Source organism: Cryobacterium sp. N21, from assembly GCF_002929575.1.
Classification (GTDB): Bacteria; Actinomycetota; Actinomycetes; order Actinomycetales; family Microbacteriaceae; genus Cryobacterium; species Cryobacterium flavum.
In genome coordinates this window covers 152,664-169,524 of sequence record NZ_PJJQ01000031.1, presented here as the reverse complement: position 1 = coordinate 169,524, position 16,861 = coordinate 152,664, and the positions used below count along the sequence as shown (strand labels likewise).

At 64.0% G+C, this 16,861-nt stretch carries 16 protein-coding genes, 4 tRNA genes and 1 pseudogene; 4 read left to right on the top strand and 17 right to left on the bottom strand.

From position 1 onward, the window contains the following. Positions 1-20: 20 nt before the first annotated feature. From yajC to CXY77_RS08110, 13 genes are all read right to left on the bottom strand, one after another. Positions 21-407: a preprotein translocase subunit YajC gene (gene yajC, locus CXY77_RS08170; protein WP_092340030.1), complete on the bottom strand. Its 387-nt coding sequence runs from the start codon at positions 405-407 to the stop codon at positions 21-23. 105 nt (positions 408-512) lie between these two features. After that, positions 513-1,577: a Holliday junction branch migration DNA helicase RuvB gene (ruvB, locus tag CXY77_RS08165; protein ID WP_092340029.1), complete on the bottom strand. Its 1,065-nt coding sequence runs from the start codon at positions 1,575-1,577 to the stop codon at positions 513-515. Beyond that, entirely contained in the window at positions 1,574-2,239 is a 666-nt protein-coding gene (ruvA, locus tag CXY77_RS08160) for a Holliday junction branch migration protein RuvA (RefSeq protein ID WP_104129926.1), read from the bottom strand. The genes ruvB and ruvA overlap by 4 nt, the downstream gene beginning before the upstream one ends. Beyond that, entirely contained in the window at positions 2,236-2,862 is a 627-nt protein-coding gene (gene ruvC, locus CXY77_RS08155) for a crossover junction endodeoxyribonuclease RuvC (protein WP_092340027.1), read from the bottom strand. Before ruvC ends, ruvA begins: the two co-directional genes overlap by 4 nt. A gap of 4 nt (positions 2,863-2,866) precedes the next feature. Next, positions 2,867-3,631: a YebC/PmpR family DNA-binding transcriptional regulator gene (locus tag CXY77_RS08150; protein ID WP_092340026.1), complete on the bottom strand. Its 765-nt coding sequence runs from the start codon at positions 3,629-3,631 to the stop codon at positions 2,867-2,869. A 75-nt stretch (positions 3,632-3,706) separates the two neighbouring features. Further along, positions 3,707-4,261 carry a DUF1697 domain-containing protein gene (locus CXY77_RS08145; protein WP_092340025.1) on the bottom strand — a complete coding sequence of 185 codons (555 nt, stop codon included), beginning with the start codon at positions 4,259-4,261 and terminating at the stop codon, positions 3,707-3,709. Positions 4,262-4,335: 74 nt separating this feature from the next. Continuing rightward, the gene (pdxT, locus tag CXY77_RS08140) at positions 4,336-4,962 is read right to left on the bottom strand and encodes a pyridoxal 5'-phosphate synthase glutaminase subunit PdxT (protein WP_104129925.1); all 627 of its coding nucleotides are present in this window, start codon (positions 4,960-4,962) and stop codon (positions 4,336-4,338) included. A 26-nt stretch (positions 4,963-4,988) separates the two neighbouring features. Then, positions 4,989-5,891, bottom strand: coding sequence for a pyridoxal 5'-phosphate synthase lyase subunit PdxS (gene pdxS / locus CXY77_RS08135; RefSeq protein WP_092340023.1), 903 nt, complete (start codon positions 5,889-5,891; stop codon positions 4,989-4,991). Between the two features lie 102 nt (positions 5,892-5,993). After that, positions 5,994-6,611: an HIT domain-containing protein gene (locus tag CXY77_RS08130; protein WP_369827338.1), complete on the bottom strand. Its 618-nt coding sequence runs from the start codon at positions 6,609-6,611 to the stop codon at positions 5,994-5,996. A gap of 1 nt (position 6,612) precedes the next feature. Further along, on the bottom strand, positions 6,613-8,598 hold the full coding sequence (thrS, locus tag CXY77_RS08125; protein WP_233197319.1) for a threonine--tRNA ligase: 1,986 nt from the start codon (positions 8,596-8,598) through the stop codon (positions 6,613-6,615). Positions 8,599-8,800: 202 nt separating this feature from the next. Continuing rightward, a tRNA-Val gene (locus tag CXY77_RS08120) sits at positions 8,801-8,872 on the bottom strand. A gap of 60 nt (positions 8,873-8,932) precedes the next feature. Continuing rightward, positions 8,933-9,006 (bottom strand) — tRNA-Cys (locus CXY77_RS08115). Positions 9,007-9,079: 73 nt separating this feature from the next. Beyond that, positions 9,080-9,151: transfer RNA gene (locus CXY77_RS08110), tRNA-Gly, on the bottom strand. 442 nt (positions 9,152-9,593) lie between these two features. Between CXY77_RS08110 and CXY77_RS08105 the strand changes: the two genes are divergently transcribed. The 3 genes from CXY77_RS08105 (at position 9,594) to CXY77_RS08095 (ending at position 11,159) form a co-directional block, all read left to right on the top strand. Continuing rightward, a tRNA-Val gene (locus tag CXY77_RS08105) sits at positions 9,594-9,669 on the top strand. 95 nt (positions 9,670-9,764) lie between these two features. Continuing rightward, on the top strand, positions 9,765-10,478 hold the full coding sequence (locus tag CXY77_RS08100) for a M50 family metallopeptidase (protein ID WP_092340021.1): 714 nt from the start codon (positions 9,765-9,767) through the stop codon (positions 10,476-10,478). Between the two features lie 36 nt (positions 10,479-10,514). Then, positions 10,515-11,159, top strand: coding sequence for an SDR family oxidoreductase (locus tag CXY77_RS08095; protein ID WP_092340020.1), 645 nt, complete (start codon positions 10,515-10,517; stop codon positions 11,157-11,159). A gap of 20 nt (positions 11,160-11,179) precedes the next feature. Here CXY77_RS08095 and CXY77_RS08090 read toward each other — a convergent pair whose 3' ends face one another. Next, entirely contained in the window at positions 11,180-11,911 is a 732-nt protein-coding gene (locus tag CXY77_RS08090; RefSeq protein ID WP_092340019.1) for a YqjF family protein, read from the bottom strand. Positions 11,912-12,077: 166 nt separating this feature from the next. Between CXY77_RS08090 and CXY77_RS08085 the strand changes: the two genes are divergently transcribed. After that, positions 12,078-13,259 (top strand): MarP family serine protease, encoded by a 1,182-nt coding sequence (locus tag CXY77_RS08085; protein WP_104129924.1) that lies wholly within the window; start codon positions 12,078-12,080, stop codon positions 13,257-13,259. A gap of 125 nt (positions 13,260-13,384) precedes the next feature. Here CXY77_RS08085 and CXY77_RS08080 read toward each other — a convergent pair whose 3' ends face one another. From CXY77_RS08080 to zapE, 3 genes and pseudogenes are all read right to left on the bottom strand, one after another. Continuing rightward, positions 13,385-14,611 carry an ammonium transporter gene (locus CXY77_RS08080; protein WP_104129923.1) on the bottom strand — a complete coding sequence of 409 codons (1,227 nt, stop codon included), beginning with the start codon at positions 14,609-14,611 and terminating at the stop codon, positions 13,385-13,387. A gap of 248 nt (positions 14,612-14,859) precedes the next feature. Beyond that, positions 14,860-15,501: pseudogene (locus CXY77_RS08075) on the bottom strand (ammonium transporter); the annotation flags it as partial. A gap of 230 nt (positions 15,502-15,731) precedes the next feature. After that, positions 15,732-16,784 carry a cell division protein ZapE gene (gene zapE / locus CXY77_RS08070; protein WP_092340016.1) on the bottom strand — a complete coding sequence of 351 codons (1,053 nt, stop codon included), beginning with the start codon at positions 16,782-16,784 and terminating at the stop codon, positions 15,732-15,734. Positions 16,785-16,861 lie beyond the last annotated feature (77 nt).

Below are 16,861 nucleotides of genomic sequence, written 5' to 3'. Positions count from 1 at the left end.
CTATGCCTGCCGAAAAACGACTACGCGTCACCCTTTTTGGGCTGGTCGGTCGTGTCGGTGTCAAGGTCGGCAACGCGCTGGCCGAATTCCGGCTCGTTCAGCGAGTCGATGGCCTGAACGCTCTCGTCGTCGAGTTCGTCGGCGACAACCGGCTCAACCACGCGAGCGATGGTCTGGCGGTGGATCTCGACGATGACGCCGGGCGCGATCTGCAGCTCGACCTTGTTGGCTTCTTCATCGATGGCAATGATCGTGCCGTACATGCCGAAGTTGGTCATGACGTCGGCGCCGGGAACCATGGTGGCCTGCAGGGCCTCCTGGTCCCTCTTGCGCTTGCGGCCGTTGCGGAACATGAAGAAGACGAGTACGGCCAGGACGGCCAGCATGACGAGAGTCAAAGAATCCATAGAGCGGTGAAACCTTTCGATTGCGGCGCGGGTGGCCGAAGCTGTGAGTGAAGACCCGACAGCAGGCCTAGAGAATATGCCTCTAGACAGGCGGGCCAAATTGAATTATAGGTCAAGAAGGGTCGTACTGCCCTGTGCAGTCGAGCCCGGGGGCGGCACGAGGCCAAAATGTTGCCACGCTGCGCTGGTGGCAACGCGCCCTCGCGGGGTACGCGTGAGGAAGCCTATCCGCACCAGGAAGGGCTCGACGACCGCTTCGACAGTTTCGGACTCTTCCCCCACCGACACGGCCAGGGTATTGAGCCCCACCGGTCCGCCGCCAAAACGAGTCAAAATGATCTTCATGACCTCCCGGTCGAGCCGATCGAGGCCGATCGCGTCGACGTCGTAGAGTTCGAGGGCTGCGTGCACCGCGGCGATGTCGGCAGCTCCCCCGTGCACGAGCGCATAGTCGCGCACGCGGCGCAGCAGGCGGTTCGCGATGCGCGGTGTGCCACGGCACCGTCCGGCGATCTCGGCGAGGGCATCCTTCTTGATCGGCAGCTCGATGAGCTGCGCTGCCCGGGCCAACACCTGTTCGAGCTCGCTCTCGGCGTAGAACTCGAGGTGGGCGGTGAAACCGAAACGGTCCCGCAGAGGGTTCGGCAGCAGGCCAGACCGGGTCGTGGCACCGACCAGGGTGAATGGGGCCAGGTCGAGTGGAACGGAAGTGGCGCCAGCACCCTTTCCCACCATGATGTCGATGCGAAAGTCTTCCATAGCGAGGTAGAGCATCTCCTCGGCGGAGCGTGCCATGCGGTGGATTTCATCGATGAACAGCACCTCGCCGGGAACCAAGGACGACAGCACGGCCGCTAGATCGCCGGCGTGCTGGATGGCCGGACCACTCGACATGCGCAGCGGGCGGTTGCCCTCGTAAGCGACGATCATGGCCAGGGTGGTTTTGCCGAGGCCGGGAGGGCCAGCCAGGAGGATGTGGTCTGGCGTGCGATTCTGCATGGTCGCGGCGGTCAGCAGCAGCTGCAACTGCCCACGTACCTTTTTCTGGCCGACGAATTCGGCCAGACTCGCCGGGCGCAGAGCGCCCTCGAAGGCTAGCTCGGACTCACTTTCGAGCGAGGGGCTGACCAGTTTGATGGCGGAGTTTTCGACAGCGGGATCAGTGCTCATGAGCGCCCCGTTCCGTTGCTCGCGGCCGCCGACCCGGTGGCGTGGTGCGCTGCCGGACCCAGGCGGCCGAGGGCCAACCGAAGCACTGCGGCCACCGCCGGCGGCGCAGCGTCGTCATCGGCGACATCCGCCAACTCGGTGAGGGTATCGTCGACGGCCTCGGCCGCGACGCGCTCCGACCAGCCGAGGCCGATCAGCGCGGCCTGCACGCTGACAGCAACCGAGGTGGCATTTGGCTGGCGGGTTGGAGACGTCGCCGTCGTGACGGCGAGCTTGCCGGCCAGGGAGAGAACGATGAGTTTGGCGGTTTTCGGTCCAATGCCGCTGACCTTGCGGAAGGCGCCGTCGTCGTCGCCGGCGACGGCCTGCGCGATCTGGTTGGGGCTGAGCACCGCGAGCACGCCCAGGGCGGACTTGGGACCCACACCGGTCACACCGACGAGGAGTTCGAAGACCGCAAGCTCATCGGCAGTGGGAAAGCCATAGAGAGTGAGCGAATCTTCACGCACGATGAGGGTGGTCACCAGCCGGGCTTCGTCATTGATGCGCAGGCCGAGTGCGGTGGCCGGCGTCACCTGGATGCCGAGGCCGACTCCCCCAACCTCGATCACGACGGTTGAGCCGACAGCTGAAAGGACAAGGCCACGTACGGAAGAGATCACCGCTTAAGACTACGGGGCACCGCTGACGCTGCTGGCACCGACCCACGTTCGGCGGCACGCCAGGCCCTCTGCGCTGGCGTCAGCGCGCCCGTCGTGACCGTGGCAGCTTTCACCGAGGCGACGGTCGGCAGGGTGCCACCGGATGCTCCGGTGCGCCAGGCGTGGCAGATCGCGAGGGCGAGGGCATCCGCTGCGTCAGCTGGTTTGGGAATCTCGGTCAGCCCGAGGATGCGGGCGACCATGGTGCCGACCTGCTTCTTATCGGCGGCACCGTAACCGGTGATGGCGGCCTTCACCTCGCTCGGAGTGTGCAGGGTTACCGGCAGACCGCGCTGCGCGGCGAGCAGCAGGGCGACCCCGCTGATCTGCGCTGTGCCCATGACGGTGCGCACGTTGTGCTGGGCGAAGACCCGCTCAATGGCGATGAACTGCGGCCGGTGGCGGTCGAGCATCTCTTCCAGACCCTGGGACAACAACAGCAGCCGCCGCTCCAGCGGAAGGTCGGCGGCGCTCCGCAGCACGGTCACATCGACCAGACGGGCGGAGCGGTTGCCCTCGACATCGACCACGCCCACACCGCAGCGGGTGAGGCCCGGGTCGATGCCGAGAACCCTGACCGCCATCGAACTACTCGGACTCGGCTGCGAGTGCGGCCTGAACCTCGGCCGACAGGTCGTAGTTTGAGTACACGTTCTGCACGTCGTCGAGGTCTTCCATCGCGTCGATCAGGTGGAACACTTTGCGGGCGGTTTCGGCGTCGACCTCAATCTTGAGCGACGGAATGAACGCGATGTCAGCTGACTCATAGTCGATTCCGGCGGCCTGCAGCGCGGTGCGGGTGGCGACGAGATCGCCAACGGAGGAGTGGACCTCGAAGGTGTCCCCCTCGTCGATGACCTCTTCGGCGCCGGCATCGAGAACGGCGAGCATGATGTCGTCTTCGGTGAGTGTCGGCAGGTGCTTGACCACAACGACGCCCTTGCGGTGAAAGTTGTAGGCGACACTGCCCGGATCGGCCATGGCGCCGCCATTGCGGGCCATTGCTGTGCGCACCTCGGCTGCGGCACGGTTTTTGTTGTCGGTGAGGCACTCGATCATGATCGCGACACCGTGCGTGGCGTAGCCCTCGTACATAATCGTCGTGTAGTCCACCTGCTCGCCCGACAGCCCGGCACCGCGCTTGACTGCGCGGTCGATGTTGTCGTTGGGGACCGAGGTCTTCTTGGCCTTCTGGATAGCGTCAACCAGCGTGGGGTTACCCGAGAGGTCAGCGCCGCCCAGTCGGGCCGCGACCTCGATGTTCTTGATGAGCTTGGCGAACGCCTTGGCCCGCCTGGAATCGGTGACCGCCTTCTGGTGCTTGGTAGTGGCCCATTTGGAATGCCCGGACATACATCTCCCGTTGTTGTGCTACGTCAAAATTAAGTGAGCGCTGCGAAGTCGGTGCACGCTTAGTGCCGGATCAGTCTATCCCGGAGTGACTTCCAGCAGCTTGTGCAGCGTGTGCAGGTTACGGGTGGTCGTCGTGTCACGGTACTTGAGCTTGGCGCTCTTCTTGCTGAAGGCGCTCTTGATGCCCACGGCCTTGCGAACCTCCCAGTACAGCACGCCGTGGCCGAGTTCGATGCGTTCGTCGGACGGCTCGAGCTCCTTGGCGTGACCGGCCAGTTCACTGAGATGACCGGGGTCGGAGGAGAACATGACATAGGAATGCCAGCCGTCATGATCGGCGGTGAAGGGAAAGGCACGCACGATCCGGTCGAGCGATTCGGCGTCGACCAGCACGATCCAGGCCTCGTACTCGAACCGGGCGGTCAGGGCCGCTTCGATGCGCGCCTTGAGGGCCGCGGCATCCGCTTTGTCGACGAGCGGACTGTCGATGCTGAAGATGACGTTGCCGCTCGCCAGCACGGTTTTGACGTCGGTGTAACCGAGGTCGTGAAAGGTGTCGGCAAGATTGGCCATGGCGATGGTGATGCCGTTGACGTTGATGCCACGGAGCAGTGCTACATATCGGGTCATCGTTGACCACCGGGTGTCTGAGTCATGTCTGAACCCTAGCCACACTCGCGCGCCCGGCACAATTGGGCCTGGCATCAGCGGGCGGCGGCGACCAGTTTCTGCAGGAAATACTGATGAAAACGGTATTCACCGGTGATCTCAGGGTGAAAGGACGTGCCGAGCAGGTTTCCCTGTTCCACGGCGACGCACCGGCCGTCGTCGAGGGTGGCCAGGGCGGTCGCCAGCGGGCCGACGGTTTCGACCACCGGGGCGCGAATGAACACCGCGTGCACCGGTTTGTCACTGAGCGCTGCAATGTCAAGGTCGGTCTCGAAGGAAGCGGTCTGCGAACCGAAGGCGTTGCGGCGCACGGCGATGTCGAGTCCGCCGAGGCTCTGCTGGCCGTTCATGCCATCGAGAATCGTGTCGGCGAGCATGATCAGCCCCGCGCAGGTTCCATAGACGGGCAGCCCGCCGCGGATGGCTGCGCGGAGCGGTTCGGCTAGGCCGAAGGTACGGGCGAGCTTGTCCATGACGCTCGATTCGCCGCCCGGAATGACCAGACCGTCGACCTGGAGCAATTCTTCCGGACGGCGCACCAGGGCGACGTTCGCGCCGAGCTCGCGCAGTACCTGCGCGTGCTCACGAAAATCGCCCTGCAGGGCGAGCACCCCAACCCGCAGTCCTGCCGGTACAGCAGCCTCTGCCGGTCGGGTGCCCATCGAGAGAATCGTCACGAACGGTCTGGCTACCAGCCGCGCGTAGCGAGGCGGTGCGGTGCGGGGATGTCCGACACGTTGATACCGACCATGGCTTCACCGAGGCCGCGGGAGACCTCAGCGATGACCTTGGCGTCGTCGTAGAAGGTGACAGCCTTCACGATGGCGGCGGCACGCTGTTCGGGGTTGCCCGACTTGAAGACGCCGGAGCCAACGAACACACCGTCAGCGCCGAGCTGCATCATCATTGCGGCGTCGGCCGGGGTGGCCACGCCTCCGGCGGTGAACAGAACCACCGGCAGCTTGCCGGTGGTGGCGATCTCGGCGACGAGCTCGTAGGGAGCCTGGAGTTCCTTGGCGGCGACATAGAGTTCGTCACGGCTCATCGAGGTGAGGCGCTTGATCTCGCCGTTGATCGTGCGGATGTGCTTGGTGGCTTCGGAGACGTCGCCGGTGCCGGCCTCGCCCTTGGATCGAATCATGGCCGCGCCCTCGTTGATGCGGCGAAGCGCCTCACCGAGGTTGGTAGCGCCACAGACGAAGGGAATGGTGAAGTTCCACTTGTCGATGTGGTTCATGTAGTCGGCCGGGCTAAGCACTTCGGACTCGTCGATGTAGTCGACGCCGAGCACCTCGAGAATCTGTGCTTCGACGAAGTGGCCGATGCGGGCCTTCGCCATGACCGGAATGTTGACCTCGGCGATGATGCTGTCGATCAGGTCGGGGTCGCTCATGCGGGCCACGCCACCCTGCGAGCGGATGTCGGCGGGAACGCGTTCGAGAGCCATGACGGCGACAGCGCCGGCGTCTTCAGCAATACGAGCCTGGGCAGCGGTGACGACGTCCATGATGACGCCGCCCTTGAGCATTTCGGCGAGTCCACGCTTGACGCGGCTCGATCCGAACTGCTCGGCAGAGGTTGATTCAGTCATAACTACGATCCTATTCCTTGCATGGTGGTGGTCTGGTCGGAGCCTGGTGGGTGTGAGCCGAAGACCGGGGCGCACCAGCACGCGCCCGGCCGTGAGAAAAAGCTAGAGAGTGCTTGTGGCGGCAGCCGTAGGCGCCCCGGCGACGGGCCAGACCTCGGCGATTTCCCGACGCACGTCGCCGAGCAGGCGCGGGATGGCCTTGGTACCGGCGATGATCGGAAAAAAATTAGAGTCTAGGGCCCAGCGCGGAACGATGTGCTGGTGCAGGTGCTCGGCGATGCCTGCCCCCGCGATACGTCCCTGATTCATACCGATGTTGAAGCCGTCACAGTTCGACACCTGCGTGAGCACCCGCATGGCGATCTGGGTGAACTCGCCGATTTCGGCGATCTCCTCCGGCGTGGCCTGGTCGTAGGTGGCGACGTGCCGATACGGACAGACCAGCAGGTGGCCGCTGTTATACGGAAAAAGGTTGAGTAGCACGTAGGCGTGGGTACCCCGCGCCACGATCAGCGCCTTCTCATCGTCCAGGGTCGGCGCGATGCAGAACGGGCAGTCGTCGGGGTGCGGCTGCTGCCCATCCTGGATGTAAACCATCCGATGCGGCGTCCACAGCCGTTGAAAGGCATCCGGAACACCGGCGAACTCGGCAGCGGTCTCCCCCGCGCCGGCGTCGACGGCGTCGGAACCGCGCAGTCGATCTGCGGGAATGGCCGGCACGCTACGCCTGCACTTCGGTCACAGCAGGGGCGACCGGGGCGACCGGAGTCGTGGTCACCTGCGCGCGGTCCTCGATCGACTCCACGATAATTTGCACGGCCTCGTCTACCGGCACCCCGTTCTGCTGCGTACCATCGCGAAAGCGAAAGCTGACCGCGCCGTTGGCTTGGTCATCTTCGCCCACGATGAGCTGATACGGCACCTTGGCCTTGGTGTGCGTGCGGATCTTCTTCTGCATGCGATCGTCAGAATGGTCAACTTCGGCGCGCACGCCGGCCCTCTTCAGGGTGGCGATCACGTCGTCGAGGAAGGGACCGTACTGCTCCGACACTGGAATTCCGACTACCTGCACCGGGGCCAGCCACACCGGGAAGGCTCCGGCGTAGTGCTCGGTGAGCACGGCAAAGAAACGCTCGATCGAGCCGAACAGGGCGCGGTGGATCATGACCGGGCGCTGGCGGCTGCCGTCATTCGCGGTGTATTCGAGGTCGAACCGTTCGGGCAGGTTGAAGTCGAGCTGGATGGTCGACATCTGCCAGGTGCGCCCGATGGCATCCTTGGCCTGCACCGAGATCTTGGGGCCGTAGAACGCGGCTCCGCCCGGGTCGGCGACCAGATCGAGACCGGATGCCTCGGCAACCTCGCGGAGCGTTACGGTGGCTTCCTCCCACGCCTCGTCGGTGCCGACGAACTTTTTTGGGTCTTTGGTGGAGAGCTCGAGGTAGTAGTCCTGAAGACCGTAGTCGGCGAGCAGCTGCAGCACGAAGTTGAGGGTGCTGGTGAGCTCCTCCTTCATGCCTTCCTTGGTGGTGTAGATGTGGGCGTCGTCCTGCGTCATGCCGCGGACGCGGGTAAGGCCGTTGAGCACGCCGGACTTCTCGTACCGGTAGACCGATCCGAATTCGAACAAGCGCATCGGCAGTTCGCGGTAGCTGCGACCGCTGGACTTGAAGATGAGGTTGTGGAATGGGCAGTTCATCGGCTTCAGGTAGTAGTCGACGCCCTGGCGGGTGACATGGCCGGTGTCGTCGCGTTCCTCGTCGAGGTGCATCGGGGGGAACATGCCCTCGCGGTACCAATCGAGGTGGCCCGAGGTTTCGAACAGCGTCGACTTGGTGATGTGCGGCGAGTAGACGAAGTCGTAGCCAGCCTCGGTGTGGCGCTTGCGGGAGTAGTTCTCCATCTCCTGGCGGATGATGCCGCCCTTGGGGTGGAACACCGCGAGGCCCGAACCGATCTCCTCTGGGAAGCTGAACAGGTCGAGTTCGGCGCCAAGCTTGCGGTGATCGCGCTTGGCAGCCTCTTCCTGACGGGTCTGATACGCGCGCAGCTCATCTTTGGTGGGCCAAGCGGTGCCATAGATGCGCTGCAGCTGAGGGTTCTTCTCCGAGCCGCGCCAGTACGCTGCGGCCAGGCGGGTGAGCGAGTAGCCGTTGCCGATCATGCGGGTGTTCGGCAGGTGCGGACCGCGGCAGAGGTCCTTCCAGACCGTCTCCCCCGTCTTCGGATCGACGTTGTCGTAGATGGTGAGTTCGGCACCGCCGACCTCGACCGATTCTTCGTCGGCCGTCGGACTGTTGTTGGCGGCAGCCTCGCCGCCCTCCCCGGGGCCGCCCTTGATGCCGATGAGCTCAAGCTTGTACGGTTCGGCAGCCAGCTCGGCGCGTGCCTCATCGTGGGTGACTACCCGGCGCACGAAACGCTGGCCTTGGCGGATGATGCGGTCCATCGCCTTTTCGAGTGACTTGATGTCGTCGGGCGTGAACGGGTCGGCCACGTCGAAGTCGTAGTAGAAACCGTCGGTGACGAACGGGCCGATGCCGAGGCGGGCGGCCGGGTTGACGGTCTGCACGGCCTGGGCCAGCACGTGGGTGGCAGAGTGGCGCAAAATGTTGAGGCCGTCGGGAGAATATATGCTGACCGGTTCGACAGCATCCGTCGGCAACACGGTGGCCGCCAAATCTTTCAACTCACCGTTGACGCGCATCGCGACAACAGATCGATCGGTGAAAAGCGCAAAGCCGTCAGCCACGTGTATAACTCCCTATTGATTGCCTACCCGTCAACTTTAGCGGCGCGCGCGGGGTTGTTCGTCGGTCGGCATCGAGACGGGGCGTGCGTTCGTGCACCGGTGCGGTTTGGGTACAAAAAAACCCCGGCGAACCGGGGTTTCTGTGGGAAGTGCTCTGTGGGCGATACTGGGATCGAACCAGTGACCTCTTCCGTGTCAGGGAAGCGCGCTACCGCTGCGCCAATCGCCCAAGATTCTGGGAAGTGCTCATTCTCTCGTACATGCTCATCTTTAGGACGTGCTCAAAGAATGGAGGTGGATACGGGATTCGAACCCGTGTTAACGGCTTTGCAGGCCGCTGCCTCGCCTCTCGGCCAATCCACCATGTGGGTTCACACCATATGGGTTCATACCAAACGAATTGGAACCGGCCAATTAGCCGATTCCAGTTCATTTGAGCGGATGACGAGATTCGAACTCGCGACCCTCACCTTGGCAAGGTGATGCGCTACCACTGCGCCACATCCGCAACTGTCCGCATTTCTGCGTACTCAAAGACTCTAGCTGAATAGCAAGACGGAAACCAAACCGAGCCGTCTACGGCGTGTTGCGCCGTGTGGTGCGGGCGGGGTCGGGGCGGCCCGGTTGCCCCTGAGATCGCCTCCGGGCCGGCACTGGAGTTGCGTCAGTACGCGGGACTTAGGCCAGTACGCGCGCGTGCGGTCCTGGCCGCAAAACCCGCGTAATGCGAGGCGCTGGAGCTGCGCCGCTGCGCACCAGTTCCGCCTCGCGCGCAGCGACGTAGCTCCCGCGCGCCCGAAAATTGTGGTCGAACGCGCCCGAAACACGGCCTTCACCGGGCCAGGGGCGCACGCGCCATACCCGGCTCGGGGTCGATGTGCGGCGACACTCCAGTCTGGGCTAGTATCAAAAGTCGCAAGGCAAACTTCGATTTCCCTGCGACTGCAATTGGGCGATTGGCGCAGCTGGTAGCGCGCTTCCTTCACACGGAAGAGGTCGTGGGTTCAAGTCCCGCATCGCCCACCACGAAAACCCCCTGTCACGAGGGGGTTTTTTGCGTTGCCTACCCCCTGCGTGCACGAGAGCGGGGAGAGCGGCCTGGGCAACCTAGTCTGAGGGACATGGACGTGCTTCTTGACATCTGGCTCCGCATGACGACACCGCATACCGGATTGGAACCGATAGTCGCGTGGCGGACCGTTGCAGCGGCCGCCGTGATCGTGCTGTTTCCGCCGGTGTGGCGCCTCGCCCGTCACGCCGTCACCATCGTGCACGAGGGCGGCCACGGCGTCGTCGCACTGCTCTGCGGGCGGCGGCTGGGCGGCATCCGATTGCATTCGGACACGTCAGGGCTCACGGTGAGTCGAGGGCGACCGAGCGGACCGGGCATGATCTTCACCCTGCTGGCCGGCTACCCGGCCGCTGCGCTGCTCGGTCTGGGCGCCGCCTGGCTGCTCAGCCTCGGCTACGACGTGGGCCTGCTCTGGGTACTCCTGGTGCTGTTGGCCCTGCTGCTCGTGCAGATTCGCAACTGGTTCGGACTCTGGTCGGTGGCCGTGACCGGCGCCGCGGTTTTCGGTGTCTCCTGGTTTGGCTCCCCCCAGGTGCAGGGGATTTTTGCATTGCTGGTCACGGTGTTTCTGCTCCTCGGTTCGCTGCGAACGTCGCTGGAGCTGCAGCAATCCCGGTCGCGGCGGGCTGGTTCCTCATCGGATGCCGACCAGCTTGCGAGGCTCACCCATATTCCGGGGATCGTCTGGGTAGTCGTTTTCGTCGTCGTGCAGGTGGGCTGTCTGGCTTTCAGCGCGCGCCTGCTCGGCTTCATCCAAATCTGAGTACCGTACGCAGCCAACCGTGGCAAGGTTGATGACATGACAAAAATTGCGATCATCGGCGGGCACGGAAAAGTTGCCCTCCACCTTGCCCGTTTGCTGACGGCTGACGGCCACGACGTCAGCTCGCTTATTCGCAACCCCGAGCACGCCGCCGACGTGAGCGCGACCGGTGCTACGCCGGTCGTAGCGGATGTCGAGAATCTGACCACAGACCAGCTCGCTACTGCACTGGCCGGGCACGACGCTGTGGTCTGGTCGGCCGGCGCGGGAGGAGGCAGCGCGGACCGGACCTACGCGGTCGACCGTGACGCGGCCATCCGCTCGATCAATGCGGCCGCGCAGACCGGCATCTACCGTTACATCATGGTGTCCTATAAAGGGTCACGCGCCGACCATGGCGCCTCCCCCGACGACGGCATGTTCGCCTACTACGAGGCCAAGGCCGCAGCAGACGACTACCTGCGCGCTACGTCGCTAAGCTGGACCATTCTCGGCCCGAGCGCGCTGACCCTGGACGCCGCGACCGGCGCCATCACGGTTGGTTCCGACGCCTCCGGCACGACGTCACGCGAGAACGTGGCACTCGTAGCCGCCGCCGTGCTGGCCAACGACAACACCGTGGGCAAATTCATCGAATTCACCGACGGCGACGTGCCGATCATCGACGCCATCGCCGGTTAGTCCGGGGCTCAGATCCAGAGTCAGGTGCCGCGACCGAACCAGGTCGTGACGCCGGGCGAATAGAGCACGGAATCCGGCGCGCGATCGGCTAAGCCAGCGAAACTGGCCGCGGCCAACAGAGTGTCATCGAGGCTCACGAGCTCGGCACGGTACAACGGCCACGGCTCGTGGTGGTTGCGGAGATGCACGGTGCGACCACGGATGCTCGTGAACAGCGCCCAGCGCGCCGTCAGAAAGTCAGCCAGCGGGTCATCGACCACGGCGACAACTCCAGGGCGAGCTACGACCTCGGTGCGCCTGGTGGCGTCACCGTGGCGCGTCGACGTGTACCGGTACTGGCCGGAATCCACCCGGAGGCGGGTGCGCGACCAGACGTAGGGCAGCGAGAACAGAGCCCGGGCGGCCAATACGGCCGCGAGGCGGCTCGCCTCGAGCGACACGAACACGACACCGCGACGGCCCCGGGAGTCTTTGGCATACAGCCGCACATTCACTTCGACGAAGGTGCCCACGTATGGGATAGGCGGGCTGCCGAGGATGGTCGCGCGATCGAGCACGAACGGAATCAGGCCGACCCAGCTCGAACCGTCGTATTCATCGGGCACCAGGCCGGCCGGCAGGAGCGGCGCGACCAGCGCAGCATCTACTCGCCAGTGCAGAAATACAAGGTGCGACCAGCGCTGACTCGCCACGGCCCGTCCGGCCAGCGGCGGCGCAATCGCTGAAATGGGGTAAGCCCCGGCGTTCGTCACGTAATTCCTCTCTCACTGGTCTCACGGTACTCGCTGGGCACCCACTGCGCCTGTTGATCGCCCGGGAATGCGGGCCCCGAGGCCGCCCCGCTCAGCAATAGCGGAGGCGGTCTGTGTAAACATGAAGAAGACGGAATCGTCGATATAAACCAGATGAGGGAGACGAATGCCGGGCTCGACCGTTCTCGACCTCTTTCTGATTCTGGTCTTATTCGTTGCCCTCGTTAACGGCTACCGGAGCGGGCTGCTGCAGAGCCTCACCGGAATCGTCGGAGCAGTGCTCGGCGGCATCGCCGCTTTCTTCGTGGTTCCGCTCGTCGGAGGCTGGATTCCCGCCCCGGAGTGGCGCACCCCCGGCACCATCGCGGTCGCCGTTCTGCTCGTGCTCATTGGCCACTCTCTCGGTGCATCGGCCGGCGGCATGGTCGGACGCCGAAAGAAGCGTTCGCCCCTCGGCACGATCAATCGGGTGCTCGGCGCCGCCTTCGCTGCCGTCGCCTCCGCCCTGGTCGCGTCGATGGTGGCTTTCAGCATCGGCGCCCTCGGTATTCCTTTCCTCTCCCCCGCGATCGCCTCATCCACCGTCGTCTCCGGTATTGACTCGCTCACCCCTGACCCGGTGAAGTCACTGATGGCCGAGCTGCGCTCGGTAGCAGTGCAGCAGGGGCTGCCGCGCATCGTCGACGCGTTCACCGGACCGACACCGGATGCAGCCGAAGCCGATACCAGCAGCCCGGCACTGGCCGTGGCCGCGCAGTCGGTCGTGCGCATCACCGGAACGGCCTATGCCTGCGGACAAAGCCAGTCCGGCAGCGGTTTCGTGGTCTCTGACGGCCGCGTCATCACCAACGCGCACGTGGTCGCCGGAGTAGGCCAGCCCGTCGTGGAAACCCCGGCGGGCGAATCGATGGCCGGGGAGATCGTGTATTTTGACCCGGTCGACGACCTTGCCATCATTTCGGTGCCGGGCCTCGGCGCTGCACCACTCACCGTCGGTGCTAATCTCTCTGCGGGCAAAGGAGCCGTCGCCGACGGGTATCCCTTCGGCGGACCGTATGTCTCCGACCCGGCGCAGGTCATCTCGATCGGCACCATCAGTGTCGCCGACATTTATGGCCAGGATCCGACGCCCCGCCAGGTCTACACCGTGGCGTCCGACGTGCAGCAGGGCGAATCGGGCGGGCCGCTGCTCAGCGAATCCGGTCAGGTCGTTGGCGTCATCTTTGCCAAGGCCAGCAACACCGAGAACGTCGGCTATGCCCTCGCGCTCGAAGAGGTTCAGCCGGTCATCAGCCTCGCGCCCAGCATCGACGCCCCGGTCTCCTCCGGAACCTGCGTTCGCGGCTGAGCCGCGGCATCCGCTCGTCCCTGGAGCAGTAGAGCGGGCCTGCACCCAAACGAGGCGGTACCGAGCCGGGATCAACCCGAACTCTGTACCGCCCCGTTGCCCGAGAGCCGGGCGGGAGTCAGAAGCTAGACACGCTCGAGGGCGTAGCCCTCTTCGCCGTGCACGCTCGTGTCGATTCCGGCCAGTTCGTCTTCGTTCTTGATGCGGAAGCCGATGGTCTTCTCGATTGCGAAACCGAGAACATAGGCAACGACGAAGGAGTAGGCGAGAACGGCGAAGGCTGCGATGCCCTGCACAAGGAGCTGACTCAGGTCACCGCCGGTGAACAGACCGGTACCGATGGCAAAGAAGCCGAGGTAGAGGGTTCCGATGACGCCACCGACAAGGTGGATGCCGACCACGTCGAGCGAGTCGTCGAAGCCGAACTTGAACTTGAGTTCGACGGCAAGGGCGCAGACGGCACCGGCGACGGCACCGAGCAGCAGTGCCCAGCCAGGCTCGAGGTTGGCGCAGGCCGGGGTGATGGCGACCAGGCCCGCGACCGCGCCGGACGCGGCGCCGACCGACGTGGCCTTGCCGTCCTTGAACTTCTCGACGAGCATCCAGCCGAGGATGGCCGCGGCCGTGGCACCCAAAGTGTTGACGACGATGATGCCGACATTCTCGAGGCCGTTGAGCCATTCAGCTCCGGCATTGAACCCGAACCAGCCGAACCAGAGGATGGAGGCGCCGATGAGCACGAGCGGCACGTTGTGCGGCTTGGTGATGCCCTTCTGAAAGCCGACGCGCTTGCCGAGTACCAGGGCGAGAGCGAGTGCTGCGGCACCGGCGTTGATATGCACGGCGGTACCACCGGCGTAATCGATCACAGCGATATCACCGAGGCCGAGAGTCTCACCGAGTTTCATGATCCAGCCACCGCCCCAGACCCAGGCTGCGACGGGGAAGTACACGAGGGTTGCCCAGATGCCGGCGAAAATCATCCACGAGCCGAACTTGGCCCGGTCAGCGACGGCACCGCTGATGAGGGCGACCGTGATGATAGCGAAGGTGGCTCCGTAAGTGGCGCCGAGAAGGTCGATACTTCCGGTCTCGCCCATCGCCAGCTTGCCGAGGCCGAAGTCGGAGAACGGGTTACCAGCGAACTCCGTGGGGCCGTTGACGGCGCTCATGTTGAAGCCGTACAGGATCCACAGGACGCTGATCAGGCCCAGCGCGCCGAAGCTCATCATCATCATGCTGATGACGCTCTTGGCCTTGACCAGTCCGCCGTAGAAGAAGGCGACACCTGGTGTCATAAACAACACGAGTGCGGTGGCTGTGAGCCCCCATGCGATGCTTCCGGTGTCCATAGATTGTCCTTACGCGTTTCGAATGTGCAGGGTGTTGATCAAATGCGGTAGCGCAAGGACTAATTTCACAAACGGATCGTTCGCAGCCCCATCCTCGGCTGGCATTAGTATTACCGCTCGACGTTTCAGCAAACACACCGGGGTGTTTCGCGCAGGTTACGGATTGAAAATGCCTGGTTGACTCCCCTGTGATCACTCAGCCGGCATCGAGTACGTACCCCTCTTCACCGTGCACCGTGGTGTCGACGCATGGTCAGCGGCACGTTGTGCGGCTTGGACAGACCCTTCTTGAACCCGACCCGTTTGCCGAGCACGAGCGCGAGGGCGAGCCCGGCTGCTCCGGCATTGATGTGCACGGCCGTGCCGCCGGCGAAGTCGTTGACCCCGAGCAGAAACACCGACCAGCCGCCATCGGTCATCTTGCCGTCGCTGCCGACGGTGAAGTTGAACACCCAGCTCGCCACCGGGAGGTAGACGAGCATGGCCTAGAACCCGGCGAAGACCATCCACGGACCGAATTTGGCCCGGTCGGCGATCGCGCCGAAAATTAGCGCGACGGTGATGATCGCGAACGTCGGCTGAAAACCGGCGAAGGCGAGAGCGTTGGTGCCTGCAACATCCGCTGTGGCCAGAAAACCGTCACCGTCGATGCTGAGAAAACGGCTGAGCCCCAGATTGGCGAACGGATTGAGCAAAACGTGGGGAATCAGCCAGTCATCACCCGCCCCAAACGACAGGGAGTAGCCGTAGGCGACCCACAGCACGCCGATCAGGCCCAGGGCACCGAAGCTCATCATCAACACGCTGATGACGCTCTTCGCCTTGACCATTCCGCCGCAGAAAAACGCGACGCCGGGCGTCATGACCAGCACCAGGGCGGCGGCCACCATCAGCCACAACGAACTCAAATTGGTGTTGGTGTCGGCTGCCGCGTCAGCCCGAACGCTTATCGGAAAAGCTGTGAAATCGACCATCAGCCCAGTTGCCTTTCGCCCGAAAAAATGAATTGGGCGAAACTATTCCGGCAGTTGGTTTCAGCCGCCAACGACGAATGTTTCCGGCAGGTAACAGAAATGAGCTCAATGTTAAAAGCGTGTTTCGTGCACCTCGACTGGCGTGGTCAGTCGGTGTGCGGCGGCAGTTCTCCCGTGGTGAGCGCGACCATGCGCGACTGGGAGCGCTGGTATTTCTTGCGGTACCCGCCTGCCATCATCTCGTCGTCGAAGACCTCATTGAGTGGGCGCCCACTGGCGACGATCGGAATCTCAGCGTCGTAGACCCGGTCGATGAACGCCACCAGCCGCAGGGCGTCTGACTGATCGGTCAGCAGGAAAACGCCGCGCAGGGCGATGACCTCGACGTCGCGAATGACCTTGACGTACTTCGACGGATGCACCGTGCCGAGGTGACGAATCAGGGATCCGAAATCGTCTTCGGTGACCTTGGAACCGCGCCCGAGCAGCGTGTTAACCAGGTGTTCACGTGCCTCAGGCTCCACAGCCACGGCCTGACCGGTGACATTGCGGCGACGGTAGTCGAGGCCGTCGATGCGCAGGGTCTCGAAGTTGGCACTCATGGCCGAGATCTCGCGCAGAAAGTCCTGGGCGGCGAACCGGCCCTCGCCGAGCGAGTTGGGCGGGGTGTTCGACGTGGCAGCGACGCGGGTGCCGGTGGCGACCAGTTCGCCGAGCAACCGGGTCATCACCATGGTGTCGCCCGGATCATCGAGCTCGAACTCGTCGATGCAGATGAGCTCCGCGCTGCGCAGCTCCTTGATGGTCTCCTGGTAGCCCAGCGCCCCCACCAGGGCCGTGTACTCAATGAAAGTTCCGAAATATTTCGGGCCGGTCGCGGCATGCCAGAGCGCGGCGAGCAGGTGCGTCTTGCCGACACCGAACCCACCGTCCAGGTAGATGCCGGGCAGGTCGTCCTTGGCCTGGCGGCGACGAGAGAAGAACCCGGCCGGCCGGGGATTCACGAACTCCTGCAACTTTTCGACGGCCGCGACCTGAGATGGGTAGTCATGATCGGGCCGGTAATTCTCGAACGAGGCGTGTTCAAACTGGGGAGGCGGCACCAACTCGGCCACGATTTCCCGGCCCGTGATGCTGGGGGTGCGTTCGGCCAGTTGCGGAACCGTGTGCTGTGCCTTCTGGTGGGCCTCTGGTGCCATTGGAAACGCCCGTTCTCGTTCTGCTGCTGCGAATGCGCTGGATGCCGGCACCGCGTAAGTTTAAGTGGTGGGCCAGA